Annotated in this window: 22 protein-coding genes; 5 read left to right on the top strand and 17 right to left on the bottom strand. The window is 73.7% G+C overall.

Features of this window, described 5'->3' with window-relative positions:
• Nucleotides 1-34: 34 nt before the first annotated feature.
• Both ACFYUS_RS27185 and ACFYUS_RS27180 read left to right on the top strand, forming a co-directional pair.
• The gene (locus ACFYUS_RS27185) at nucleotides 35-1,168 is read left to right on the top strand and encodes a sensor histidine kinase (protein WP_388857328.1); all 1,134 of its coding nucleotides are present in this window, start codon (nucleotides 35-37) and stop codon (nucleotides 1,166-1,168) included.
• Nucleotides 1,159-1,803 (top strand): response regulator, encoded by a 645-nt coding sequence (locus ACFYUS_RS27180; protein ID WP_388857325.1) that lies wholly within the window; start codon nucleotides 1,159-1,161, stop codon nucleotides 1,801-1,803. Before ACFYUS_RS27185 ends, ACFYUS_RS27180 begins: the two co-directional genes overlap by 10 nt.
• Here the strand turns inward: ACFYUS_RS27180 and ACFYUS_RS27175 are convergent.
• On the bottom strand, nucleotides 1,788-2,873 hold the full coding sequence (locus ACFYUS_RS27175) for a CaiB/BaiF CoA transferase family protein (protein ID WP_388857322.1): 1,086 nt from the start codon (nucleotides 2,871-2,873) through the stop codon (nucleotides 1,788-1,790). The two genes, ACFYUS_RS27180 and ACFYUS_RS27175, sit on opposite strands and share 16 nt — an antisense overlap.
• 152 nt (nucleotides 2,874-3,025) lie before the next feature.
• Here ACFYUS_RS27175 and ACFYUS_RS27170 point away from each other — a divergent pair, with 152 nt between their 5' ends.
• Nucleotides 3,026-3,442, top strand: coding sequence for an organic hydroperoxide resistance protein (locus ACFYUS_RS27170; protein ID WP_388857320.1), 417 nt, complete (start codon nucleotides 3,026-3,028; stop codon nucleotides 3,440-3,442).
• Nucleotides 3,443-3,504: 62 nt separating this feature from the next.
• Here ACFYUS_RS27170 and hemL read toward each other — a convergent pair whose 3' ends face one another.
• The 13 genes from hemL to ACFYUS_RS27105 form a co-directional block, all read right to left on the bottom strand.
• Nucleotides 3,505-4,809 carry a glutamate-1-semialdehyde 2,1-aminomutase gene (hemL, locus tag ACFYUS_RS27165; RefSeq protein ID WP_388857318.1) on the bottom strand — a complete coding sequence of 435 codons (1,305 nt, stop codon included), beginning with the start codon at nucleotides 4,807-4,809 and terminating at the stop codon, nucleotides 3,505-3,507.
• Nucleotides 4,806-6,860, bottom strand: coding sequence for an acetate--CoA ligase family protein (locus ACFYUS_RS27160; protein WP_388857315.1), 2,055 nt, complete (start codon nucleotides 6,858-6,860; stop codon nucleotides 4,806-4,808). Before ACFYUS_RS27160 ends, hemL begins: the two co-directional genes overlap by 4 nt.
• Nucleotides 6,857-8,188 carry a glutamyl-tRNA reductase gene (gene hemA / locus ACFYUS_RS27155; RefSeq protein WP_388857312.1) on the bottom strand — a complete coding sequence of 444 codons (1,332 nt, stop codon included), beginning with the start codon at nucleotides 8,186-8,188 and terminating at the stop codon, nucleotides 6,857-6,859. The genes ACFYUS_RS27160 and hemA overlap by 4 nt, the downstream gene beginning before the upstream one ends.
• Before the next feature lie 4 nt (nucleotides 8,189-8,192).
• Entirely contained in the window at nucleotides 8,193-9,212 is a 1,020-nt protein-coding gene (hemB, locus tag ACFYUS_RS27150; RefSeq protein WP_388857309.1) for a porphobilinogen synthase, read from the bottom strand.
• Nucleotides 9,213-9,345: 133 nt separating this feature from the next.
• Nucleotides 9,346-10,146: an aspartate/glutamate racemase family protein gene (locus ACFYUS_RS27145; protein WP_388857306.1), complete on the bottom strand. Its 801-nt coding sequence runs from the start codon at nucleotides 10,144-10,146 to the stop codon at nucleotides 9,346-9,348.
• Nucleotides 10,115-11,380: an FAD-dependent oxidoreductase gene (locus tag ACFYUS_RS27140; protein WP_388857303.1), complete on the bottom strand. Its 1,266-nt coding sequence runs from the start codon at nucleotides 11,378-11,380 to the stop codon at nucleotides 10,115-10,117. The genes ACFYUS_RS27145 and ACFYUS_RS27140 overlap by 32 nt, the downstream gene beginning before the upstream one ends.
• Nucleotides 11,377-12,117: an arylmalonate decarboxylase gene (locus tag ACFYUS_RS27135; RefSeq protein WP_388857300.1), complete on the bottom strand. Its 741-nt coding sequence runs from the start codon at nucleotides 12,115-12,117 to the stop codon at nucleotides 11,377-11,379. Before ACFYUS_RS27135 ends, ACFYUS_RS27140 begins: the two co-directional genes overlap by 4 nt.
• 178 nt (nucleotides 12,118-12,295) lie before the next feature.
• The gene (locus ACFYUS_RS27130; protein WP_388857298.1) at nucleotides 12,296-12,715 is read right to left on the bottom strand and encodes a 4-oxalocrotonate tautomerase family protein; all 420 of its coding nucleotides are present in this window, start codon (nucleotides 12,713-12,715) and stop codon (nucleotides 12,296-12,298) included.
• Nucleotides 12,716-12,755: 40 nt separating this feature from the next.
• Nucleotides 12,756-13,346 carry a LuxR C-terminal-related transcriptional regulator gene (locus ACFYUS_RS27125; RefSeq protein WP_388857295.1) on the bottom strand — a complete coding sequence of 197 codons (591 nt, stop codon included), beginning with the start codon at nucleotides 13,344-13,346 and terminating at the stop codon, nucleotides 12,756-12,758.
• 107 nt (nucleotides 13,347-13,453) lie between these two features.
• Entirely contained in the window at nucleotides 13,454-14,395 is a 942-nt protein-coding gene (locus ACFYUS_RS27120) for a DMT family transporter (protein ID WP_388857292.1), read from the bottom strand.
• A gap of 156 nt (nucleotides 14,396-14,551) precedes the next feature.
• Nucleotides 14,552-15,463 (bottom strand): LysR family transcriptional regulator, encoded by a 912-nt coding sequence (locus ACFYUS_RS27115; RefSeq protein WP_388857289.1) that lies wholly within the window; start codon nucleotides 15,461-15,463, stop codon nucleotides 14,552-14,554.
• A 79-nt stretch (nucleotides 15,464-15,542) separates the two neighbouring features.
• Entirely contained in the window at nucleotides 15,543-16,460 is a 918-nt protein-coding gene (locus tag ACFYUS_RS27110) for a TIGR03619 family F420-dependent LLM class oxidoreductase (RefSeq protein WP_388857286.1), read from the bottom strand.
• Nucleotides 16,457-17,674: an MFS transporter gene (locus ACFYUS_RS27105; protein ID WP_388857283.1), complete on the bottom strand. Its 1,218-nt coding sequence runs from the start codon at nucleotides 17,672-17,674 to the stop codon at nucleotides 16,457-16,459. Before ACFYUS_RS27105 ends, ACFYUS_RS27110 begins: the two co-directional genes overlap by 4 nt.
• Nucleotides 17,675-17,857: 183 nt before the next feature.
• Here ACFYUS_RS27105 and ACFYUS_RS27100 point away from each other — a divergent pair, with 183 nt between their 5' ends.
• Nucleotides 17,858-19,492, top strand: a complete 1,635-nt coding sequence (locus ACFYUS_RS27100; RefSeq protein WP_388857280.1) for a glutamate--tRNA ligase — start codon at nucleotides 17,858-17,860, stop codon at nucleotides 19,490-19,492.
• Nucleotides 19,493-19,536: 44 nt separating this feature from the next.
• On the opposite strand, the gene ACFYUS_RS27095 is transcribed toward ACFYUS_RS27100, so the two are convergent.
• The 3 genes from ACFYUS_RS27095 to ACFYUS_RS27085 all read right to left on the bottom strand — a co-directional run bounded on the left by ACFYUS_RS27095 (nucleotide 19,537) and on the right by ACFYUS_RS27085 (nucleotide 22,530).
• Entirely contained in the window at nucleotides 19,537-20,919 is a 1,383-nt protein-coding gene (locus ACFYUS_RS27095; RefSeq protein WP_388857277.1) for a hypothetical protein, read from the bottom strand.
• Nucleotides 20,920-20,954: 35 nt separating this feature from the next.
• Complete coding sequence (locus tag ACFYUS_RS27090; protein WP_388857274.1) at nucleotides 20,955-21,905, bottom strand: hypothetical protein; 951 nt, start codon at nucleotides 21,903-21,905, stop codon at nucleotides 20,955-20,957.
• 130 nt (nucleotides 21,906-22,035) lie between these two features.
• Entirely contained in the window at nucleotides 22,036-22,530 is a 495-nt protein-coding gene (locus ACFYUS_RS27085; protein ID WP_388857271.1) for a hypothetical protein, read from the bottom strand.
• Nucleotides 22,531-23,200: 670 nt separating this feature from the next.
• Between ACFYUS_RS27085 and ACFYUS_RS27080 the strand changes: the two genes are divergently transcribed.
• Nucleotides 23,201-24,445, top strand: a complete 1,245-nt coding sequence (locus ACFYUS_RS27080; RefSeq protein ID WP_388857268.1) for an RCC1 domain-containing protein — start codon at nucleotides 23,201-23,203, stop codon at nucleotides 24,443-24,445.
• Nucleotides 24,446-24,458: the final 13 nt, after the last annotated feature.

The following is a 24,458-nucleotide window of genomic DNA, read 5'->3' as shown; positions in this document are numbered from 1 at the left end:
GGAAGCCGCACCGTACGAAGTAGGCTCCGGGATCGTGCGAGGGGACGAGGGGGAGGCTTCGGCGGGCCGGCGGTTCGTCGGTGTGCTGCTCGGCTGTCTCAGTCCCCTTCTCTTCCTGGTCTCCGGCGTCGTCCTCGGACCCCTTCTGCTGTGGCCCCGCGCGCGGCCCGTCCTGATGGGCGGGGCCCGACGGCTCGCCGCCCTGGAGCGGAGCCGCCGCTCGGTCTTCTTCGGCGACCGGTTCCCCGGCCCGTACGAGGTGCCCGACCGGCGGATCCTCCGGTACCTCGCCGCCCGTGTGGGGGCCGGTCTGGTGACCGCGCTCGTCCTCGGGCTCCTCGTCTTCGGCGAGGTCCTGGCCGTCCTGCTCGTCCGGGGCCTGGTCCGGGGCTCGCTCGGCTGGACCGAACTCCTCGGTCAGCTGCTGCTCGGCGGCGTCCTGCTCTTCCTCGACGTCCAGGGCCTGTACGCGCTGACCGCGCTCGACGCCCGCCTCGCGCGCGCGTGCTTCGGCCCCTCCGAGCAGGAGCTGCTGCGCCGCCGCATCGACGAACTCGCCCTCAGCCGGGCGGCCGTGGTCCAGGCCGTGGACACCGAGCGCCGGCGGATCGAGCGCGACCTCCACGACGGCGTCCAGCAGCGGCTCGTGGCCCTGGCCATGCTGCTCGGCCGGGCGCGCCGGGGCCGGGAGCGCGACCCCGGACAGGCGGACGCCCTGCTGCGGCAGGCGCACCGGGAGGCCCAGGACGTCCTGGCCGAGCTGCGGGACGTGGCCTGGCGGGTGTATCCCGCGGCCCTCGACAGCCTGGGCCTCGAAGAGGCGCTCGGCGGGGTGGCGCAGCGCTGCGGGATCCCGCTGCGCGTCCGCTTCGAGGCGGGGGACGCGCCGCTGCCCCGGCCGGTGGAGACCGCCGCGTACTTCGTGGTCTCGGAGGCCGTCACCAACGCCGCCAAGCATTCCGCCGCCTCCGCCGTCTCCGTGCGCGTCACGCGCGTCGGCCCGCTGCTCACCGTGCGGGTCGAGGACGACGGCCGGGGCGGCGCGGACCCGGCGGGCAGCGGGCTCACCGGGCTGCGCAGCCGGGTCGCCGCCCTCGACGGGACCCTGCGCGTCGACAGCCCCCTCGGGGGACCCACCACTCTTGTCGCGGAGCTGCCGTGCGCGTGATCCTGGCCGAGGACTCGACCCTGCTGCGGGAGGGCCTGGTGCGACTGCTCGTCGAGGAGGGCCACGAGGTGCTCGCCGCGTTCGGCGACGCGGAGACCCTCGTCGCCGAGGTCGAGGCGCGGCGCCCGGACGTCGTGGTCGCCGACATCCGGATGCCGCCCACCCACACCGACGAGGGTCTGCGCGCCGCCGTGGAGATCCGCGAGCGGCTGCCGGAGACGGGGGTGCTCGTGCTCTCCCAGTACGTCGAGCGCAGCTACGCGGCCCGGCTCCTCGCCGCCGGCGCGGAACGGGTCGGCTACCTCCTGAAGGACCGGGTGGCGCAGGTCGAGGAGTTCCTCGACGCGCTGGAACGGATCCACGCGGGCGGGGCGGCGATCGATCCGCAGGTCGTGCACCAGCTCGTCGTCCGCAGCACCCACGCCGATCCACTGGCCCGGCTCACCCCGCGCGAGCGGGAGGTCCTGGAGGTGCTGGCCCAGGGGTACACGAACGCGGCCATCGCCCGGCAGCTGCACCTCTCGCTGAGCGCGGTGGAGAAGTACCTCAACGCCGTCTTCGACAAGCTGGAGCTCCACCGGACCGACGGCTACAGCCGGCGGATCCTCGCCGTGCTGCGTTATCTGGAGGCCTGAGCCCATTCGGCGAGGACCTCGTCCGTGTGCTCGCCCGGGAGCGGGGCGCGGGACGGGGTCCCGGCCGGGGTGCGGTCGAAGCGGGAGGCGGGGGCGGGCTGGAGGGTGTCACCGACCTCCACGAACGCGCCGCGCGCGGCCAGTTGGTGGTGCTCGGCCGCTTCGGCGGCGGTGAGGACCGGGGCCACTCCGGCGTCCACGGCGTCGAAGAGCTTCACCCAGTGCTCGCGGTCCCGGCCGGCGAAGCGGGCGGCGACGAGGGCGCGCAGCTCGGGCCAGGCGGCCGGGTCGGAGCGGTCGGGGAGGCCGTCCGTCTCCGTCAGGCCGAGTTGCTCCAGGAGGTTCCGGTAGAGCCGGGGCTCGATGGCGGCGACGGCGAGGTGGAGGCCGTCGGCGGCGGCGTAGAGGGAGTAGTGGGGGGCGTCGGTGACGGTGTGGTTGCCGGGGACCGCGCGCCACTGGTGGATCAGGGTGGCGATCAGGGCGGCGCCGTCCGCGAGGGCGGTGTCGACGACCTGGCCCCTGCCGGAGCGCTCCCGCTCGTGGAGCGCGGCGAGCAGCCCGTGCACGTGGGCGTTGGCGCCGCCGGCGAAGCTGGAGAGGTACGCGGTCGGGGGCAGGACCGGAGCCCCGGTCGCCGGATCGGTGTCCAGGGCGCCCGTGAGGGCCAGGACCGCGAGGTCGTGGGCGGCGCGCCCGGCCCACTCGCCCTGACCGCCCCAGCCGCTGAGCCGCCCGTACACCAGGCGCGGGTTGCGGGCGAGGGCCGCCTCGGGGCCGATGCCGAGGCGGTCGGCGACGCCGGGGCGGAAGCCCTCGACGAGGAGGTCGGCGTGCTCGGCGAGCACGAGCGCCTGCTCGATCCCCTCGGGGCTCTTGAGGTCCAGGGCGACCGAGCGGCGGCCGCGGGAGAGCGGGTTCTCCGGGGGCCGCTCGCCCCCGGGGGCGGCGGGCGCCCTGTCGACGCGTACGACATCGGCGCCGAGACCGGACAGGACGGTGCCGACGAACGCGGTGGGCGCCGAGCCCGCGAATTCCAGTACCCGTACTCCGGTCAGCGGTCCCGCCATGGCCAACTCCCTTGAATTCATTGCTCGGTGGTTCACTCCACGCTATTCGGCAGCGCTCCGGGAAGGACTGCGGAGATCCGTAGCGCCGGGAATTCGGCGGCACCGGAGACTGGGGGAATTCCCCTCTTCTCCGCTGTCGAAAGGCATGAAGAATGGCCGTCGTCTACACCGCCGGGGTCACCTCCACCGGAGACGGGCGCAACGGCGCCGTGCGCTCCTCCGACGGGCTCCTCGACCTGCCGCTGTCGAGCCCCAAGGCCGTCGGCGGCTCCGGCACCGCGACCAACCCCGAGCAGCTCTTCGCCGCCGGCTACGCCGCCTGCTTCCACAGCGCGCTCCGGGTCTCCGCGCGCGAGTCCCGCACCGCGCTCACGGACGACACCGTCACCGCCGAGGTGGCGCTGCACAAGGAGGACGACGGCTTCCACCTGTCGGTGGTCCTCACCGTCGAACTGCCCGGGCTCGACGCCGCCGAGGCGCGACGGCTCACCGACGCCGCCCATGGCCGCTGCCCGTACTCGAAGGCGATCCGGGGGAACGTCGACGTGCGCGTGCACCTCGCCGCCTGAATCTCCGGACCGAGAAGGTCGAGCCCCCGTGGATCCCACGGGGGCTTTTCCTTGCCTGCGGCTCAGTGTTCCGGCGAAGCCGCCGCCGCTGCCGCCGCCGCTGCCGGGAGCGCCTCGACCACCCGGCTCACGGCCCGGTCGTCGTGCGAGGCCGAGACGAACCAGGCCTCGAAGGGCGAGGGCGGCAGATAGACGCCCCGGCGCAGCAGCTCGTGGAAGAAGGGGGTGTAGCGGTACGACTCGGTGGCGCGGACCCCGTCGAAGTCGACGACCGCGTCCTCGCCGAAGAAGACCGAGAACATGGTGCCGGAGTACTGCACCCGGTGCGCGACGCCCTCCTTGTCGAGGGCGGCGGAGACCTCGGCGCCGATCGTGGCCGAGACCTGGTCGAGCCGCTCGTACACCTCGGGGGTGCTGTGCCGGAGGGTGGCGAGGCCGGCGGCGGTGGCGACCGGGTTCCCGGAGAGGGTGCCCGCCTGGTAGACGGGTCCGGCCGGGGCGAGGTGGGCCATGACGTCGGCGCGGCCGCCGAAGGCCGCCGCGGGGAAGCCGCCGCCCATGACCTTGCCGAAGGTGAGGAGGTCGGGGGCGACGCCGTCCCGGCCGTACCAGCCGGAGCGGCTGGCGCGGAAGCCGGTCATGACCTCGTCGGAGACGAAGAGCGCGCCGTGGCGGGCGGTGATCTCCTTGAGGCCGGCGTTGAAGCCGGGCAGCGGGGGGACGGCGCCCATGTTGCCGGGGGCCGCCTCGGTGATGACGGCGGCGATCTCGTCGCCGATCTCGGCGAAGACCTTCTCGACCGCCGCCAGGTCGTTGTACGGCAGCACGATCGTGTCGCTCGCCTGGGCGCCGGTGACGCCCGGGGTGTCGGGCAGTGCGAAGGTCGCGAGGCCGGAGCCGGCGGAGGCGAGGAGGGCGTCCACGTGGCCGTGGTAGCAGCCCGCGAACTTCACGATCTTGCCGCGGCCGGTGAAGCCGCGGGCGAGGCGGATCGCGGACATCGTCGCCTCGGTGCCGGAGCTGACCAGGCGGACCTGCTCGACCGGGGCGACCCGGTCGACGATCTCCTCGGCGAGTTCGACCTCTCCGGTGGACGGCGCCCCGAAGGAGGTGCCCCGCTCCACGGCCCGGGTGACCGCCTCGACGACGGCCGGGTGGCGGTGGCCGAGGATCATCGGGCCCCAGGAGCAGATGAGGTCGACGTACTCGTTGCCGTCGCTGTCGGTGAGGTACGGGCCTTCGGCGGAGGCGATGAAGCGGGGGGTGCCGCCGACGGCGCCGAAGGCGCGGACCGGTGAGTTGACGCCGCCGGGGGTGACCCTGCGGGCGCGCTCGAAGAGGGCCTTGCTGTTCTCCGTACCGCTCATCGGGCCGTCTCCTCGGAGTCGTCGACGCTCAGCGCCGCGTCCAGGACGACCGCGCCCTTCTCCAGGACCCGGACCGGGTTGAGGTCGAGGGCGAAGCCGGCCGGCCAGTCCTGGACGAGTGCGGCGACCCCGTGGAGGAGTTCGGCGGCGGCTTCGACGTCCACGGCGGGCCGGCCGCGGGTGCCGGCGAGTATCTTCGCGCCGCGCAGCCCGGCGAGGAGCTCGGCGCCCTCGCCGGGGGTGAGCGGCAGGAGCCGGTGGCCGACGTCGTCGAGGACCTCGGTGAAGATCCCGCCGAGACCGGCGGTGAGGACCGGACCCAGGTCGGTGGTGTGGATGCCGACGATCAACTCGACTCCCTCGCCGACGAGTTCCTCGACGAGGATCTGACCGCCGAGCGCGGCGAGCCGCCCGTACGCCTCGGGCGCGGTGTCGGCGGTGACGCCGATCTCCACTCCCCCGGCCTCCGTCTTGTGGAGCAGGCCGGGGACGACGGCCTTGAGCACCGCCGTACCGCCGAGCTCCGTGACCGCGCGGGCCGCGTCCTCGGCGTCCGCCGCGATCCGGCCCTTCGGCACGGCGATCCCGGCCTCGGCGAGGAGCGCCTTGAGCTGCGGTTCCGTGGCGTCGGCGCCGGGGCCGGGCACCGTGCCGGGGCGCGGGGCCCCGGGGAGCGTCCGGGGGCGGCTGACCTCCCAGAGGGCGGCGGCGGCGCGCAGGGCGCGGGCCGGGGTCGGGTACTCGGGGAGGCCGGCCTCGCGCAGGTCGCGCGGGGCGTCGGGGGCGAGGAAGTCGGCTCCGGTGCGGGCGACGAGGATGGGCTTGCCGCCCTTCTCGGCGGCCCGGGAGAGGGCGTTGACGGCCTTCTCGACGTCCGGTCCCGCCATCACGCAGAAGGCGGCGACGATGATGTCGACGGTGTCGTCGGCGATCAGGACGTCGAGGGAGCGGTCGAACAGGGACGGGTCGCTGAGGACGGTGGCCGTGATGTCGACCGGGTTGTCGATGGCGCCGAAGGCGGGGACGATCTCGGCGAGCGCCTCCTTGCTGCGCGGCTCCAGGGCGCTGAGCTCCAGGCCGTGGGCCTCGACGGCGTCGGCGGCGAGGATGCCGGAGCCGCCGGAGGTGGTGACGACGGCGACGCGGTTCCCGACCGGGCGCCGCTCGGACTCGAAGACCCGGGCCACGTCGAGGAGTTCGTCGATGTCCTCGACGCGGACGATGCCGAGGCCGCGCAGGGCGGCGTCCAGGACCCGGTCGTCGGTGGCGAGGGCGCCGGTGTGCGAGGCGGCGGCGCGGCCGCCGGCCTCCGTGCGGCCGGACTTGAGGAGGGCGACGGGCTTGCCGGAGCCGGCCAGTTCGCGGAGCGTGCCGATGTCCGGGGTGTCCTCCAGGTAGCCGAGGAGGCCGGTGACCTCGGGGACGGCGGCGAGTTCGCGGAGGACTTCGAGGGCGGTGACGTCGGCGTCGTTGCCGGTGCTGACCACCCAGCCGGGGCGCAGGCCGCGCTCCAGGGCGAGGCTGGCGGCGCCGAAGCCGAGGGCGCCGCTCTGGCTGACGAAGGCGAGGGTGCCGGGCTCGAAGGGCACGGACTCGGCGCCGAAGAGCGGGCTGAAGGTGGCGAGGACGCGGTTCTCGTAGCCGACGGCCCCGATGCAGTTGGGGCCGATGATCCGCAGGCCTCCGGCGCGGGCCTTGGCGACGACCTCCGCCTGGAGGCGGGCGCCCTCCTCGCCGGTCTCGGCGAAGCCGGAGGAGGCGATGACGGCGAGCTTGACGCCTGCGGCGACGCAGTCGTCGACGGCGCCGGGGACCCGCTCGGCGGAGACCATGATCAGGGCCAGGTCGACGGGGCCGGGGGCGTCCTTGACGCTGGGGTACGCGGGGACGCCGAGGATCTCCGGGGAGCGCGGGTTGACCGGCAGGACGCGGCCCTTGTAGCCGTACCGGAGGAGGTAGTCGAGCGGCTTGCGGCCCAGGGCGCCGGGGCGCTCGCTGGCCCCGATGACGGCGATGGATTCGGCTTCCCAGAGGGCCGAGATGTCACTCATGCGATGGCCTCGATCTTCTTCTCGTTCGGGTCGTTCGGGTCGCTGTCACGGGGTGCTTCCGCCGCGGCGAAGAGCCGGGTGAAGGCGGCGATGTGCCGGGCGCCGTCCGGGTCGGCCGCGAGCTCGCGCACGAGGACGGTGGGCTGGTGCAGGGCCTTGTCGACGATGCGGCGGACGCTGCGGCCGATCTCCTGGCGCGCCGCGCCGTCGAGCCCGTCCAACCGGCGGGCGAGCCGGTCGAGTTCGGCTTCGGCCGCCTCGGTGGCGGCGGTGCGCAGGGCGGTGAGGACGGGCTTGGCGCCGGCGAGCCGGAGGCCGGTGCGGAACTGTTCGACCTCGGCGTCGATCAGCTCGTGGGCGGCCTGGACGCTGGCGGCGGAGATCTCGTCCTCCTGGCCCTCCTCCGCGATCCGGCGCAGGTCGACGAAGGTGACGCCGGGCAGTTCGGCCGCCGCGGGAGCGATGTTGTGCGGCAGTGACAGGTCCAGCAGGAACAGCTCGCGGCCGTCCCGGGCGGCGAGGGCCTCCTCGACGTCCCGGGCGGTGACGAGGTGGCCGGTGGCGGCGGTGGCGCCGACGACGACGTCCACCTCGGCGAGCAGCCGGGGCAGGTCCGTGAGGTCGTAGCCCACTCCTCCGGTGGTCTCGGCGAGCCGCTGGGCCTTCTCCGGGGTGCGGTTGGCGACGTGGACCCGGTCGAGACCGGAGCGGCGCAGTGCGGCGACGACGACTCCGGCGAAGGCTCCGGCGCCGATGACGAGGGCGGTCTTGCCGTGCAGGGAGCCGACCCGGCGTTCGAAGAAGCCGAGTCCGGCGGTGGCGAGGGAGCGGCCGGCCTCGTTGAGCCCGGTCTCGTTGCGGGCCCGCTTGCCGACGCGCAGGGCGGTCTGGACGGCCTTGGCGAGGACCCGGCCGGTGCGGTCGAGGCGCTGGGAGCGTTCGAGGCCCAGTTTCACCTGGCCGAGGATCTGGTCCTCGCCGACCACGACCGATTCGAGTCCGGAGGCCACGGCGAAGAGGTGGCGTACGGCTCCGTCGGCGTGGTGGCTGTAGAGGTGCGGGGCGATCTCCTCGTGGTCGACGCCGGTGTGCTGGGCGAACAGCTCGCCGAGGTCGCCGAGTTCGGGGGTGGAGGCGCGGGTCTCGGCGTAGATCTCCAGGCGGTTGCAGGTGGAGACGACGACGGCGGCGTCGATGCCGTCGACGGAGGTCGCGTCGGAGACGAGGTCCTCGGCGGGCCGGTCGGTGCCGGCGAGTCTCTCCAGGAGGTCGAGCGGGGCGCTGGCGTGGCTGATGCCGAGGACCAGCATGGTGGAGGACGAGGTCACCGGGTCACCGGTCCAGGCTCTGGGCGAACTCGGAGGCCCAGTAGGTGATGATCTGGGTGGCGCCCGCGCGGTGGATGGAGGCGAGGCTCTCGCGGACGACCTGGTCGCGGTCGATCCAGCCCTTGGCGGCGGCCGCCTCGACCATCGAGTACTCGCCGGAGACCTGGTAGGCGGCGACGGGGACCTGCACGTGGTCGGCGATCAGCCGGACGATGTCGAGGTAGGCGAGGGCGGGCTTGACCATGACGAGGTCGGCGCCCTCGGCGACGTCGAGCGAGACCTCCAGGAGGGATTCGCGGATGTTGCCGGGGAACTGCTGGTAGCCCTTGCGGTCGCCGCGCAGGGTGGACTCGACGGCGTCGCGGAAGGGGCCGTAGAAGTGCGAGGCGTACTTGGCGGAGTAGCCGAGGATGGCGACGGACTGGTGTCCGGCCTGGTCGAGGGCCTCGCGGATGCGGCGGACCTGGCCGTCCATCATGCCGCTGGGGGCGACGATCTGGGCGCCGGCGTCGGCCTGGACGACGGCGGCCCGCGCGTACAGCTCGATGCTGGCGTCGTTGTCGACGTCGCCGTTCGCGTCGAGGACGCCGGTGTGGCCGTGGTCGGTGTACTCGTCGAGGTTGATGTCGCCGATGATCACGGTGGAGTCGCCGACCTCGGCGGTGACGTCGCGCAGGGCGACCTGGAGGATGCCGTCCGGGTCGACGGCGCCGGTGCCGGTGGGGTCCTTGTGCTCGGGGATGCCGAAGAGGATGAGTCCGCCGACCCCGTTGGCGACGGCCTCGGCGGCGGCCTTGCGGAGGGTGTCGCGGGTGTGCTGGAAGACGCCCGGCATGGAGGGGATCTCACGCGGTTCGGTGAGGCCCTCGCGGAGGAAGAGGGGCTGGACGAGGTTGGCGGGGCCGACGCGGGTCTCGGCGGCGAAGCGGCGCAGCGCGGGGGTGCGGCGCAGGCGGCGCGGGCGGTAGTAGGGGGCGGCGGGGTCGGTGGCCGCGGTGTTGCGGCCGTAGGCGTCGTACGTCATGGGCGTGACTCCCTCGGAGGCGTGACGGCGTGCGGTGCGTGACGGTGGGGGTGCGGGCGCGGGGCGGGGTGCGGGGCGCGGCGGACGGGGTGCCGGGCCTCTGGTGCGGCGGATCCTGCGGACACGGCATCTCCTAGAGCGCCGAGCCCAGGAAGACCTGCTCCAGGTGCTTGGAGACGGGCTCGTCGGGGCGGCTGAACCAGTAGCCGTGGCCGCTGCGCTGGAAGAGCTTCAGCTCGCCCAGCTGGACGAGGGTCTCCGCGAGTTTCACGGCGAGTCCGGCGGGGTCGATCACGGGCAGGCCGTGGAGTTCGTGGATGCCGAGGTGCCAGAGGATCTCGTTGGGGATGCCCTCGGCGGGGATGATGACCTCGGCCCCGGCCCTGGCGGCGCGCTCGGCGGCCGCCGAGTACACCTCGACGAACTCGTCGAAGTCGCCCTCCAGGGAGCGGTGCACGGAGTCCCAGCCGCCGGGCACGACCTCGTACGAGCTGAGCGAGGACTCCAGGCGGTACTGGCGGATGTTGGCCCTGATGGGCTCCTCCAGGGGCGGCATGAAGCCGAGGACGCCGAAGCGCTGGCCGGTGAGGGCCGAGAGGAAGAAGGCCGTCTCGCCGTAGCCGAGGGTGGGGATGGAGGCGAGGTGGCGGGCGTCGCGCAGGCCGGGGTCCTGGCCCGCGGCGATCACCCAGGCGTCGTATCCCTCGCGCTCCGCGACGAGCGCGGACTCGGAGAAGTGGCGGCTGAAGAGGACCTGGGCGGAGTGGTGGCCGACGAGTCCGAAGGGGGTGCGGTCGGGGTACGTGTCGGCCGGCAGGGTCTTGATGTCGATGGTGGTGCCGGGTGCGGCGATCGCGTCGAGGTGTGCGCGGTACCACTGGTCGAGCAGCGGCAGGCGTCCCTCAACGGTGTGCTTGTGAAACCAGATCCGCATGTGCGTCACCTTTCAGGGGTCGTGGTGCGACGTCGAGAAGTGATGCCTTGAGCAGGTAGTCGGTGGCCGCGCGGGGGTCCTCGGCGGTGCGCCGCAGGTCGGCGAGGCGGGCGGGGAGCTCGGCCGGGCTGTCCAGGCCGGCGGTGCGGGCCTCGCTGCGCGGGAGGACCGCCGTCTCGACGACGGAACGGCGCCGCGCGAGGGCCGCGTCGAGCGGGGCCTCGTCCCCGGTGCCGTCCCGCAGGACGGTGGCGAGGGCCCGGCCGGTCTCCACGGCGTCGTGGAGGCCGCAGTTCATGTTCAGGCCGCCGGCGGTGGAGGTGAGGTGGGCCGCGTCCCCGGCGAACAGGACCCGTCCTGCCCGGTAGGCCGGCAGCAGGAACCGCGCGAGGCGGTAGGTGTGCGCGTCCGTGACGCGGACGGCGCGTCCGGCGGGGCCGGGCAGGGCCCGGGCGACCCGGGCCCGTACGGCTTCCGGCGCGAGGACCTCGTCGCGGGGCGTCCCGCGCCGGATCCGGAAGACGAGCCGCCAGTGGTCGGGCATCCCGAGCGCGCTGTACGAGCCCCGGGGGTCGCGGACGTACGTCAGCGGGGCGAGCCCGGGGACCAGTTCGTCGAGCGGGGAGTCGGTGACCACGCGCAGGGCGTAGTCGGGGTACTCCTCGGCCGTGCCGGGCAGCCCGGCGGACTCGCGCAGCCGGCTGCGGCTGCCGTCGGCCGCCAGGACGTACGGGTGGTGGGTGACGGTGACCCGTCCCGCCGCGTCCTCGGCGCGCAGCCGCACCCCGCCGCCGGTCTCCGTGGCCCGGGTCTCCGTGGCTCCGGTGGCGGTGGTTCCGAACCGTACGTCGGCGAGGCCGGTCGCGGTGAGTCCGTCGAGCAGCAGCGGGGTGAGGCGGGCCTGTTCGACGTGGAGCCGGTAGGGGTGGCGGGTGTGTCCGGCGAGCAGTCCGTAGTCCAGCTCGGCGTGCACGCCGCCGTCGAGGTCGCGCCACTGGACGCGGTCGACGGTGCGGCCCTGGCGGCGCAGGGCGGCCGCCACGCCGAGTTCGTCGAGGAGGTCGAGGGTGGCGGGGTGGAAGGTGGAGGCGCGGGACTCGGTGGCCAGTTCGTCCCTGGACTCCAGGACGGTCACCGGGATCCCGGACCGGGCGAGGACGAGCGCGGCGGTCAGGCCCACGGGCCCGGCGCCGACGACGGCGACCGGCCCGTGGGGGGCGGTACGGCCGCTCACGACACGGCCGCGGCGGCGAGTCGCCGGAGCAGCGGGTGGGCGTCCGGCCCGTCGGCCGGGAGGCCCAGGGCGTCCCGGGCCCACCAGGCGCTCGCCAGGTTGGAGGTGAGCAGGGTGCGTCCGCTGTCCTTGCCGAGCTCGGTGAGCGCGTCGAAGGTGAACATGCCGGTGCCGGTGAACAACAGGGTCGCGTCCTCGGGGAGTTCGGCCTCCCGGACCTGGGCGACGAGTTCGTCGGTGGTCACGTCGTACGGGGAGAAGCGCGCGCCGGCCCGGATCTTGACGACCCGGTCGACCTTGAGCCCGGCGGACTCCCAGTAGGCGTGCGAGAGTTCGGTGAGCCACGGCTCGTACGGCGAGACCAGGACGAGTCGTTCGGCGCCGACGGCGCGCGCGGTGTCGAGGATGGCCAGGGCGGCGGACCGTACGGGCGCTCCGGCGCGCTCGGAGAGCTCCGCGCAGAGCGCGCGGTCGCCTTCGGGGGTGAGGAGGTAGTGCGAGCCGGTGCAGGAGACGACGGTCGCGTCGAGACGCAGTCCGCCGAAATTCCCCAGCACTTCGGGGAGCACGTCGTTGTACTTCTCCAGACGACCGCGCAGGTCTTTTCCGGGAAGTACCGGGAATCGCGAGGTGTGGACATTTACCGCGGGGCTGACGAGGCTGCCGATCTCGGGTTCGGCGGCGGCGTTTCCGGAAGGAACCACCACACCGAGTCGCGGCGCCGATTGCAGAGCCATGAACGAGTCTCTCCCATCCGTCGGTGCCATTGACATCACCGTACGGGCGGGGAGATCCGTACATCGATACGGGAATCCGCACCTGCCCCGCGTTCCGGAAATGCGAACGGCGCCGCACCGTGAATACGGTGCGGCGCCGCCGGCAGGAATCGGGGAACAGGAATCAGGAATGCGGAATTCAGTCGGCGCGGGCCGCCTCGGCGACGAGTTCGTCGATCTTCGCGCGGCGGGTCAGTCCGCCGTTCACGCCCCAGTTCCCCTCCGGGATCTCGTTCACGACGAGCCAGACGACGGTGTCGGGCCCGGTCGCCTCGTGCACGTGCCGGGTGACCTCGGCGGACAGCGCCTCGTTGCGCTCGGGGGTGAGGAAGCCCTCCAGGGGCGTGACGACGACCAGGACGCCCGGGGGCCGGCCGGTGCCGGTGGCGGCGAGGCCCTTGGCGGCCTCGCGGACGTACACCCAGGTGGCGGCGGCGAAGAATTCGGTGCGGGGCAGCTCCATGGCCGTCAGCACGGCGTCGGCGACCTGCTGCTGCAGGACCTCCGCGGCGGCCTCGGAGAGGGTGCCCTCGGGAACGGTTATCTCGACCAGCGGCATGGCGACTCCCGTCGTCGGTGTGTGCGTGCGGAGGTAAGGGTCAGCAGGCCAGCGCGGCTTCGAACCGGTCGATGGCAGCGGCCAGTTGGGCGCGCCTGCGGATGTCGAGCTTCCGGTAGATCCGGGTGATGTGCAGCTCCACGGCCCGGGTGGAGACCGTGAAGGACTCGGCGATCTGCTTGTTGGTCAGGCCGTCGAGCATCATCGTGGCGATGCGGCGCTCGTGGGCGGTCAGTTCCTCACGGGCGCGCGGCGGGGCGGTCGGCGTGCCGGGGGCCGGCGCGCCCCCGCGTATTCGCTCGTGGGTCCCGGCGCCGCCGGTGGACCGTTCGAGCCCGGCGAGGACCACGTGCCCCATGACGGCGTTCCATTCGCGGACCCGCAGTTCGCCGATGACCTGTGCCTGTGCGTACGGGTCGGCGTACAGCACCCGTAAGAGCGTGCGGCGGTCGGGGGCCTCGCAGACCAGGAACTCCCCGGTACCGTCCCGCCAGGGTCCGCCGCCGAGCAGGATGCCGCGTGCGGACATTCTTTTCCAGTAGGTCCGGTGAGCCTCTCCGAAACTCAACCGGTCCGTCTCACTGCCACGGAAAACGAGTTCGACCACAAAAGCCACGTGCGACTCCCCCATAAAGGCCGGGTGTTTCCACTTGTGACGCTACCATCCACCGCCCGCCCATTGAATGAACACAATGTTGCGGACGGCGGCCCGGCATTTCATGGGTTCCGGCGGTACGGCTAATCGGCCGCGGCGGGCGTCGGTACGGGGGCGGTGTCGGGGGCGGTCCCGGAGGCCGGTTCGGCCGCCGGGCGGGGCTTGCGGCGCAGCAGTCCGGTGGCGGCGAGCACCGCCGCGGCGCCCAGCCAGACGGTCCAGCCGAGCGGCTCGCGCAGCACGACGGCGCCGAGCACGACGGCCACGGCGGTCATCAGATAGGTGACGGTGGAGGCCACCGTGGGCCCGTCCTTGATGATCAGTTCGAAGTTGAGGAGCGCGGCGAGGCCGGTGCAGACCACGCCGAGGACGAGGACCGAGATCACCGAGTCGGCGCGCCAGGTCACGGCCTGGAGGCCCAGGAACGGGAAGGCGGCGAGGAGGAGCACGGTCGCCACGCTGAGCTGACCGCCGGCCAGCATGAGCGGCGGAATGCCCTTGCCCACGAGGAACTTGCCCATGTACGCGAAGCTGGCGCCGAAGCTGATCGAGCCGAGGACGAAGCAGAGGATGCTCCAACCGGAGCCCGCGGAGGCCGAGTTCCAGGGGGAGGCGATGAGCGCGGTGCCGCCGAGGCCGAGCAGCACGCCGCCGGCCTTGTAGCCGGAGACGCGCTTCTCCTGGCCGAGGAGCAGCGCGGCCGCCAGGGTCCAGATCGGCGCGCTGCCGTTGACGACGGCGGCGACGCTGCTGGAGCCGTCGATCTCGCCCTCGGCGTACAGGGTCCAGGGGACGGCGTTGCCGAGGAGCGCGGCCACCGTCAGATGCCCCCAGGTGGCGGCCTCCTTGGGCAGCCGGAGCCCCTTCGCGTATCCGATGGCGAGGATGACGACGGCGCCGAGGGCGAGCCGGATGAGCACCATCTGCACGGGGGAGAAGCCGTAGCCGGCGATCTTGATCCACAGGAAGACGGAGCCCCAGATGAGGCTCAGCGCGGCCAGCCGCGTGTACGTGGCTTTGGACATGGGTGTTCCCGCTCCAGAGAGGACAAGGGGAGAAGAAGGGGACGCGCGAAAGGGTCCGCGGTACGGGTCCGAGCCTCGCAGCGGCGGCCGCGCGGGTCCAGCAACGGCTGGTGGAGGGTACCTTCCACCAGCCGTGGCGAATCGCGTTCCGCCTGGTCAGGCGGCGACGGCCGCCCTGGCGACGGTGCGGAGGGCGTCCAGGACGGCGGCGATCTCCGGGGAGTTCTGGCTGCCCTCCCGTACGGCCGCGAAGACCGTGCGGGACGGGGCCCGCTCGCTGAACGCGCGGATCGTCACCTCGGGCCGCGGCGCCGGCTTGGCCAGGCGCGGGACGAGTGCGACCCCGAGGCCGAGCCGCACCGCCGCGAGGGTCGCGTCCCAGTCGCCGATGGCGTGGGAGGCCTGCGGGGTGAACCCGGCGGCCGTACACGCGGCGACGCCGATGTCGTGGCACATGCCCGTGGTCGCGAAGATCCAGGCCTCCTCGGCGAGGTCGGCGAGGAGCAGCCGGGGGCTGTCGAGGAGCCGGTGGCCCTCCGGCAGGGCGATGTCGAAGGGGTCGTCGCAGAGCGCGACCCGGTGGAAGCGCGGGTCCTCGCCGGCCGCCCCCGTGGTGTCGGCGGAGATGACGACGTCCGTCTCCCCGCGGTGCAGCAGGGAGAAGCTCTCCGGCGGGTCGATCTCGGCGAGCGAGGTCCTCAGCAGCGGCCGGGTCTCCCGCAGCCGGGCCACGGCGGGCAGGATCAGCGCCGAGAGGGTGGTGGAGAAGCCGGCCACCGCCACCTCGCCGCGCTCGCCGCTCTGGTGCGCGGCGAGTTCCGCGCGCATCTGCTCGACCTGCGTGAAGACGGCGTCGGCGTGCCGGAGGACGATCCGCGCGGCGCCGGTGAGGCGCAGCCGGCGCCCGGAGGGTTCGGTGAGCGGGACGCCCAACTCCCGGCCCAGGGCGCTGATCTGCTGGGAGACGGCCTGGGGGGTGAGGTGGAGCGCCTGGGCGGCGGCGCTGACGGTGCCGCGCTCGCTGAGCTCCCTGAGCACGCGCAGTTTCCGCAGGTCCGGATCGGCCACGTCCCGCTCCCCCTCCCCCGTCGCCCTGCCACCCTGTCGAACTGTCGAACTGTCGAACTGTCGAAGCGTCAGCGTCTCGTCATCGTACGCAGCCGGCGTCCACGTCGATGACCTCCTTGGCCAGTGTCTCCAGGCCGTCGAGGTCCCGCGCGGTGCGGCCCGCCTCCCGCCGGTCGCCCGGGTAGGTGGGGTCGAGGACGACGGCGCTCGCGCCCAGGTCCTGGAGGAGTCCGAGGTCGTCGGCGATCTGCGCCCGGGTGCCCTCGCCGAGCAGTCTTCCCGGGCCCAGCGGCCGGGTGGTGACCCGCAGTTTGATCCGGGGACAGAGGTCGGGCACCGGCCGCTCCTGTTCCTCGGCGACCTGGCGGAGCGTGGGAAGGCCCACGCCGAGGAGCCAGTCCCCGGAGACGGAGGTGGGGTGCCAGGCGTCGCCGAGGCGGACGGCCCGGCGCAGGGCCCCGTAGCTGTGGCCGCCGACCCAGACGGGCGGTCCGGGCCGCTGCACGGGCAGCGGCCCGGTGTGGACCTCGCGGAAGGAGACGTGGGCGCCGTCGAAGGAGGCGACCTCGCGGGCCCAGCAGGCCTTGATCGCGGCGAGGTACTCGTCGCTGATCGCGCCGCGCTTGCGGTACGGCACGTCGAGGACGGCGAACTCCCGGGCGGCCCAGCCGGCGGCCGCGCCGAAGACGAGCCGGCCGTTGCTGAACCGGTCGATGTTGGCGGCGACGCGGGCGGTGTGCACGGGATGCCGGTACGGGAGGATCGTCACCGTCGTGCCGAGCCCCACCGTCCTGGTGACCCCGGCGAGCCAGGCGAGGGTCGCGAAGGGGTCGTAGAACGGGGCGGGGAAGAGGTGCTGGACGTCCGGGGTGAGCGCCACGTGGTCGGAGACCATGGCGTAGTGGTAGCCCATCGCCTCGACCCGCAGCGCCCAGTCGGCGAGGGCGTCGGGAGTGGCTTCGGGCCCGTAGTTGGGCAGATTGACGCCGAATTTCATGAGGCGTTCCTTTCGGGGGCCTCGGCCGCGGCTCCGGCCCCGTGTGCGTTGTCCGGGAGGACGGGACCGGTGGTGCGCCGGGCCACGGTGAGGTGGAGGAGGACTCCCGCGAACGCGGCTCCGGCGGCCAGGAGCGGGAGCAGGCGGGCGTCGAGCCCGCGGGCGAGGGCGAGGCCGCCGAGCGCGGAGCCGACGGCGCCGCCGAGGTAGGTGGCGGAGCTGTTGAGGCCGACGGCCGCGGCGCCCGTGCCGGAGGAGTCCCCGGCGAGGAGCCGGTGCTGCTGCGGGACGACGAAGGCCCAGCCGACCGCGCCCCACACGAGGAGGGGCAGCAGGACGAGACCGGGGACGGCGCCGGTCCACGGCAGCAGCGCGAGGGCGCCGCCGAGGACGCCGAGGAGCGTGACCGCGAGCCGGGCGGGCTTCCCCGTGCGGTCGACGAGGGTCCCGGCGAGGAAGCTGCCGCAGACCCCGCCGATGCCCCAGACCCACAGGTACGGCACCGCGCTGCCCACGTCGGCGACGCGGTGCAGGACCGGTTCGAGGTAGGTGTAGAGCCCGAGGCTGGCCACGGTCTGGGTGAAGGTGACGGCGACGACGACGGCGACCCGGGGGCGGGCGAGGGCGCCGATCCGGTCCCGCAGCGAGGGCGCCGCGGCTCCCCGTACGGGCGGCAGCGCGGCCGCGACGCCGAGGAGCGCGGCGAGGCCGAGCGCGGTGACCAGCCACAGGGCGGCCCGCCAGCCGGAGCCGGCGGCGACGAGCAGCCCGAGCGGCACGCCGAGCACGGTGCCCGCGCTCATCCCGCCGAGGACCAGGCCGAGGGCGCGCCCGCGCCGCTCGGGCGGGACGAGCGCGACGGCGGCGGTGGCGGCCGCCGGGGTGAAGAGGCCCGCTCCGGCACCGGCGAGGGCGCGGGAGCCGAGGAGTGCGGCGTACGAACCGGCCAGCGCCGTGCCGGAGTTGGCGAGGACGAAGACGACGAGCGCGGCAACGAGGACGGTGCGGGTGCCCCAGCGGGCGAGGACGGCCGAGAACAGCGGCGCGGCCAGGGCGTAGCAGAGGGTGAAGGCGGTGACGGACTGGCCGGCGAGGGAGACGGAGACGCCCAGGTCGGCGCCCATGTCCGGGAGCAGTCCGGCCATCGCGTAGGCGTCGGTGCCCATGGCGAAGGAGCCGAGTGCGAGCAGGCCCACCGCGCGCGTGCCGCCCATCACACCCCCTTGTGGTTCTCGTGCGGAACGGTCCTCGGGACGCTACTGACCGGGCATGCCCCTCGCAGCCCACAACGCGGAAGAGGGTTCGGAGTTCCGCAGCCTCGCGCTCCCGGTCCCCTCGGACCGGCCGGTCACCGGCCTACCGTGGATCTCTCCAGGAACCCCAGGAGGGAGTCCACCGTGCTCGACCTGTCCGTCATCAACGCGATGTTCCCGCCCGATCTCCCGGAACCGGCCGACTGGGAGCGGCGGTTCGGGCCGCGCGCCCTGCCGGACGGCGCCGAGGTCACGCGCTTCGCCCCGAGCCCCACCGGACACCTGCACATCGGCGGCCTCTACACGGCGGCGGTGTCCCGGGCGCTCGCCCGCCAGTCGGGCGGCGTGCACGTGCTGCGCGTCGAGGACACCGACCGGTCCCGGCAGGTGGCGGGCGCCGCCGAGGAGTTCTCGCGCCTGCTCGGGGCCTTCGGGCTCGCGCCCGACGAGGGCGGCGCCGCCGGGGACGGGGCGTGGGGGCCGTACCTCCAGTCGGAGCGCCGGGAGGTCTACCTCGGCCATGTGCGCGAGCTCCTGAGACGGGACCGCGCGTATCCCTGCTTCTGCGACAAGGAGTCGCTGGCCCGGAGCGCGGAGGAGCAGCGCGCGGGCCGCTCGCCGCTGGGCTACTACGGGCGCTGGGCGCCGTGCCGGACGCTCGCGCCGGAGGAGGCGGCGCGGCGGCTCGCGGCGGGCGAGCCGTACGTGGTGCGGTTCCGCTGCCCGTACGAGTTCCCCGGCCGGGTCCGGTTCACGGACCGCATCCGGGCCTCGGTGACGATGCAGGACAACGGCAACGACATCGTCCTGCTCAAGTCCTCCCAGGAGGAACTGCCGCTGCCCACGTACCACTTCGCGCACGTCGTCGACGACCACCTGATGCGGGTGACGCTGGTGGTGCGCGGCGAGGAGTGGCTCTCCTCGACCCCGGTCCATCTGCAGCTGCACGCGGCGCTGGGCTTCGAGCCGCCCGCGTACGCGCACCTCGCCCCGCTGATGAAGGCGGAGGGGTCCTCGCGCCGCAAGCTCAGCAAGCGCAAGGACCCCGAGGCGTCGGTGGACTACTACCTGTCGGCCGGCTATCCGCCGGCCGCCGTCCAGCACTATCTGCGGGGCCTCGCCAACATCCGGCTCATGGACGTGCCCACCGCCGAGGCGCTCGCCGCCGACGTCCGGCTGGACGGCATGCGCCCCTCGGGCCCGCTGCTCGACCTGCCCAAACTGCACTCCCTGAGCCGGGAGTTCATCGCCTCGCTCACTCCGGGCGAGCTGTACGCGCAACTCCTCGCCTGGGCGCGGGAGTACGACCCGGAGCTCGCCTCCGTCCTCGCCCGCCACGAGGGGATCGCCCTGGCGGCGGTGGCGACGGGCCGGCCGGAGGGCGCGCCCGCCCGCAAGGACCTGGAGCGCTGGTCGTGCTTCCGCGACCGGTACGGCTTCTTCTTCGCGGAGCTCTTCGGCCCGGTGCCGGCGCCCGGCGACGACCGCTACGACGGCCTCGACCCCGGCCTCGTGCGGCGGATCGCCGCCGACTTCGCCGCCCTCTCCCCCGAGGAGTGGCCGGCGGAGCTCGGAGGGCTCGCCGTGCGCCACGGCTTCGCCCCGGACACGGCCTCCTGGCGCCGGGACCCGGGCCGCTGGGCGGGACCGCCCCGCGCCGTGGCGAACGTGGTCCGGGTCGCGCTCACGGGCGCCACCCGCGGCCCCGACCTGTTCGCCGTGGCCCGCGCCCTGGGCCGGGACGAGGTGGTGCGCCGCCTCGGCGCCGTGGCGGGGTGAGGCGGCGCGTTCCGGCGTACTCCGGCACGCTCCGACGGAGGCGGCTAGTGCAGCGTCAGGCTCCGGGAAGCGGCGCGGACGCCCGGGGCCGTCGGCGCGGGCGTCTTGAGGAGGCCCTTGTCGCTGGAGCTCGCGGGCGCGTCCGCGCCCACCGGGGTGGTGGTCATGGGACGGGAGGCGGCGCAGCGCTGCTTCTCGGCCTCGGACATGGGCCCGGTGCGCTGGAGCAGCCGGTCGGGCACGGCGCGGGAGGGCCCGTCGACGACGGCGTGCAGCCGGTAGTCGTCCTTCTTGCTGACGAACCAGCCCTCGACCCGCTCGCGGCTCGGCTGCATCTCGACCCAGCTGACCTCGCCGGGCTGGATGCGCTCCACGACGGTCCGCTGGTCGCTGCTGAACCATTGCCAGGGCCGCTGCCAGCCCTTCTCGTAGGCGAGGGCGAACTGGGTGGCCATCGGCCGCTCCTTGATCCGCTTCTCGTCCTCCTCCCGCACGCCGGTCGTGGGCAGCCGGGCCACCTCGGGGAGCGCGAGGCCCGCCTCGGCGTACGTCTGGGAGATGCTGTCGTGGCTGCGCTCGGCGTACGAGAGGAGCCGGCTGTGCTCCAGGGTGTTCCGGGTGCAGTTGACGAAGGCCTCGCCGACGACCCGCGCCTCGTCGTAGTAGCGGAAGGAGGTCCGGGCGTCCGGCCGGAAGGTGCAGGCGTTCTCGCCGTTGCAGGCGGCGGCCGCGTTGTGGAGGGAGCTCTCCCGTTCGTTGCCCTTGTACGCCTCGGAGGTGCCGAGGTTCGTCTTGTCGACGGTCATGTCGACGGGGGGCGGCACCTCGACGGCGCGGATGCGGGCGATCATCGGCGTGCAGGTCACGTGGGTGCGTGAGTCGGTGACGCGTGAGGTGAAGGTGAGCACCGGTTCGTTCTCGCCGGCGGTGAAGACGTAGGCGCGGCCGGTCCACACCCCCTTGCCGGCCGTGCCCTTCACCCGGCCGGGGTCGCCGTCGGTGACGACCTCCAGGACCGGCCCGCCGGAGCCGGAGACCGTGTACGGCTGGCCGTCGGCGACCTCGGGTCCCGTGCACTCCTTGGAGACGGCCGGGCTGTCCTCGTAGGTCACGGTCACCCGCGCCCCGGCGCGCACCCCGCGCAGCCGCTGCCGGAGGCTGTTGCCGTCCTTCTGCAGGGCGACGCCGTGGGCGTTGTCGGTGCGGCCGGAAGCGGTGGGCGAGTAGCGCTGGTTGAGGCCGGTCCAGTGGTCGAGGCCGACGGTGGTCGGGCCGTCGCCCTTCATGACCGGGTCGGCGAAGTCGCCGTTGAGGACGGGGACGGTCTGCTCGGCGGGGGCGGCCTGCGCCGCGTACGAGACGGGGGCGACGGGCAGCAGCAGTCCGGCGGCCCCGAGGACGGCGAGCGCGGAGAGGGAGCGGTTCACGGTGGGGTTCTCCTCCGGGTCGGTGGGCGGCCGGGTCAGCGGGCGGCGGACGGCAGGACGACTTCGCGCTTGGGGTCGGCGCCGGGCGGCACCGCCCGGGTGGCCGGCACCTCCCGCGTCTCGTGCTGGAAGCCGGGCACCGTACGGGTGTTGTCGCCGTCGGGCGCGGTGTCGGAGGCGGGGCGCTTGCGGCCGCAGAGCATGTCGGGGACGGCGTACGTCTGGGCGACGAAGGTGCTGCTGTTGACCATGGAGGGGCTGTCGACGCGGATGCCGAGGATCCGCTCCCCCTTGTCCGTCCTGAGGCTGCCGACCACGCGGCGCATGGCCGCGCTCGCCCCGAAGACCAGCATGTCGTAGGGCTTGACGGTGGTCCTGTACGTGGTGGTCTCGGTGTTGTCGATCGTCCAGGACTTGGAGTACGTGGCCTTGAAGGCGGCTTCGAAGGCGAGCTTGGCGCTCATCGAGCCGGCGACCTTGCCGCCGGTGGCGACGCTGGTCTTGGTGCCGTTCGTCGAGGTCGGGCCGTCCTTGAGGTTGGGCGTCTTGTTCTCCATGGTCATGTCGTTGACGAGGTTGGTGGTGACCTCGCCCGAGACGCCGACCGAGCCCTCGGCGGAGATCTTCCCGGAGATCTCGCCGCCGATGTTGTCGGTGCTGCTGGTCCGCAGCGTGACGGTCCGGTCCACGTTCATGTCACTCTTGGTGCAGTTGACGACCGCGTTGCCCAGGGACTTGACGGCGGTGGCGTACTCGCGGTCCTGCTTCGGGTCGATGGTGAAGGTGCAGGCCGTGCGCTTCGTCCCGCAGTACTCCAGGACGTCGGCGATCTTCGCGGGGCGGCCGTCGGCGGTGACGGCGCGGGGCGCGGGGATCTCGCCCGGCCCCTCCTCGGCGGTGGCGGCGGGCGGGGCGAGCAGCGCGAGCGGCGCGGTGATGCCGAGGACGAGCACGGGCAGGACGGCGCGGGGACGGCGCGGGGACATGGCGGAGGAACCCTTCGGGACGTGGGGGGGCGACGGGTGCGGCGAGGAGCCGGGCTTCGGGACGGGGGCGACGGCTGAAGTCAGCAGCCGGGCTTCGGGACGTGGGGAGGGAGGGGGACGACGGGTGGGGTCAGGAGCCGAGCAGGGAGCAGAGCTGCGCGACCGGGAAGGGGGACTGTCCCGGGTCGGTGGAGCCCTGCGGCAGGGAGGCGGGGAAGTCCGCGCAGGTGGAGGTCACGGCGGACTGCGCGTTGTCGGCGGGCTCCGGCTGGTACGTGGAGAGGGTGTCGGTCATGTCCTTGACGCCCTTCTCCTCGGCGGCGCCCTTGCCGGAGGTCAGCCTGCCCATGCAGGAGGCGGAGTCCGGCGGGCACTCGTCGATCTTCTTGCCGACGTCCTTGATGTCCTTGTCGGCCTGGCCTGCGGCCTCCTCGGTCTTCTTCTGCTTCTCCGCGATCTCCTTGGCCTCCTTTTCGTTGGCCTCCTTGTCCTTCTGGTCCTGGCAGACCTTGTCGTCCGGCTTGCAGTCCTCCGCGTGGGCGACGGAGGCCAGGGGCAGCGCCAGGGCGGCGGCGAGGAGGACGGCGCCGAGGGCACGGCGCGGCGAGGCCTTCACGTGGGGCATGGGAACTCCCGTGGGACAGGGGCGAGTTGGTCAGCTCGGAAGGGGACGCCAGGGGCGGACAGGGGACTGTCCTCAAGATCACCGAGCGTGCCTCGACGCTAACCGCAGAGGCCCGGCACCGCGGCGCGACACACGGCGCGGCGCGCGCCGACGGGGGGCGCTCACCACTTCGGCGGAGCGCACTCGAACCCGCCGCGAGAGGCCGGACCGAGGGGCCTCACGAGCCTCCTCCCGTCCCTGCGGGTCCACCCGTTCGTAGGGAATCCGAACCATCGGCGAGAGACCGGACGGCCTCGTGCGGCGGGGGTCCTCACTCCCCCGGCCGCCGCCGTTCGGCGGCCCGCCGGCCGTGGGCGGGCGGCTCCGCGCGACGGCCGCCCGGAGGGCGAACGCGCCCCTTCCCGCACCACCCCGAACGGGCGTCCGTCAGACGGGTGTTTCAGCGGTTCCGGCTCGCCGGAGTGATCCTTTTCGGACAGTCTGCTCTTGTGCCCGGCGGCCCGTCCCGGCCGCCGCACCCGGCCGTGGGCACCCCATGCCCAAGGGCCCGGCACGGCCTGTCCGCATGACCCGCGCCCGAAGCACGCGCGCGCCCCCGCCCTTCCCCGCGGGGCCGCCGGCCGAGCGGGCGCAGCGCTCCCGTATGTCCCCATCGAAGGAGAGCAGAGCCATGTTCCGCAGCAGAGCCATGTCCCGTACCCGCCGCAGTCCCCTGCGTGCGCCCTTCCGCGGCCTCCCGTTCGCCACCGCCGTCCTCACGGCCGCCGCACTCGCCGCCGTACCGGCACACGCCCCGGCCGCGAGCGCCAACGAGGGCAACCCGACCGTGCTGGCCTGGGGCGCCGGCCACACCGGCCAGATCGGCAACGGCACCCTCGCCGACAGCCTCAGCCCGTCCTCGGTCACCAGCCTGTTCCGCGGCGACGTCGACCAGATCTCGGCCGGCGGCACGTCCTCGGCCGACTCGTTCGTGCTCGCCCGGACCGACAAGACGGTCAAGTCCTGGGGCAACAACTCCGCGGGCCAGCTCGGCACCGGCGGCACCACGAAACAGACCGTGCCCACCATCGTCCCGCGCCTGAACAACATCAAGGACATCGCCGCGGGCGGGGCGCACGGCCTCGCCCTCGACACCGACGGCCAGGTCTACTCCTGGGGCGACAACGCCTACGGCCAGCTCGGCAACAACCGCACCGGCGAACACCGGAGCGTCCCCGACCGCGTCCAGGGCATGCCGAAGGTCAAGCAGATCTCGGCCGGCTGCGACTTCAGCCTCGCCCTCCTGGAGAACGGCACCGTGTACGCCTGGGGCCGCGGCATCCACGGCCAGCTCGGCAACGGCAGCCGCGCCACCAGCTCCGTCCCCCGGCAGGTCACGGGCCTGACGGACATCGTCGAGATCGACGCGGGCTGCCACCACGCCCTCGCGCTGACCTCCGACTACACCGTCAAGTCCTGGGGCTACAACCTCTACGGCCAGCTCGGCAACTCCTCCACCAAGTCCTCCACCGTCCCCGTCGACGTCGACTGGCTCACGGACGTCTCCGACATCGAGGCGGGCGCCTTCCACAACTACGTCCAGACGAGCGACAGCCAGGTCTGGGGCTGGGGCAACAACCAGTACGGGCAGCTCCTGGAGGAGGACGAGACCTTCGAGGCCAACGTCTCCCGCACCAACCGCACCGCCCCCGTCGTGATCCCGCGCCTGGAGGGCGTCCAGCACCTCGCGGCGGGCCTCCGGCACGGCGTCGCCGTCACGGCCGACGACGTCGTCACCTGGGGCTTCAACGGCGAGGGCCAGCTCGGCAACGGCACGACGGTCGCCCGCTACGAGTCGGTGAAGATCCTCAACCAGGGCTCGGCGATCAAGGCGGTGGCCGTCTCCCTGGCCGGCAACACGACGTACGCGTACTGAGTCGGGTGCACGG

Origin of the sequence: Streptomyces sp. NPDC004284 (genome assembly GCF_042874035.1) — a bacterium.
GTDB lineage: Bacteria > Actinomycetota > Actinomycetes > Streptomycetales > Streptomycetaceae > Streptomyces.
The sequence above is the reverse complement of the archived record's forward strand: the minus strand, read 5'-3'. Positions and strand labels throughout refer to the sequence as shown.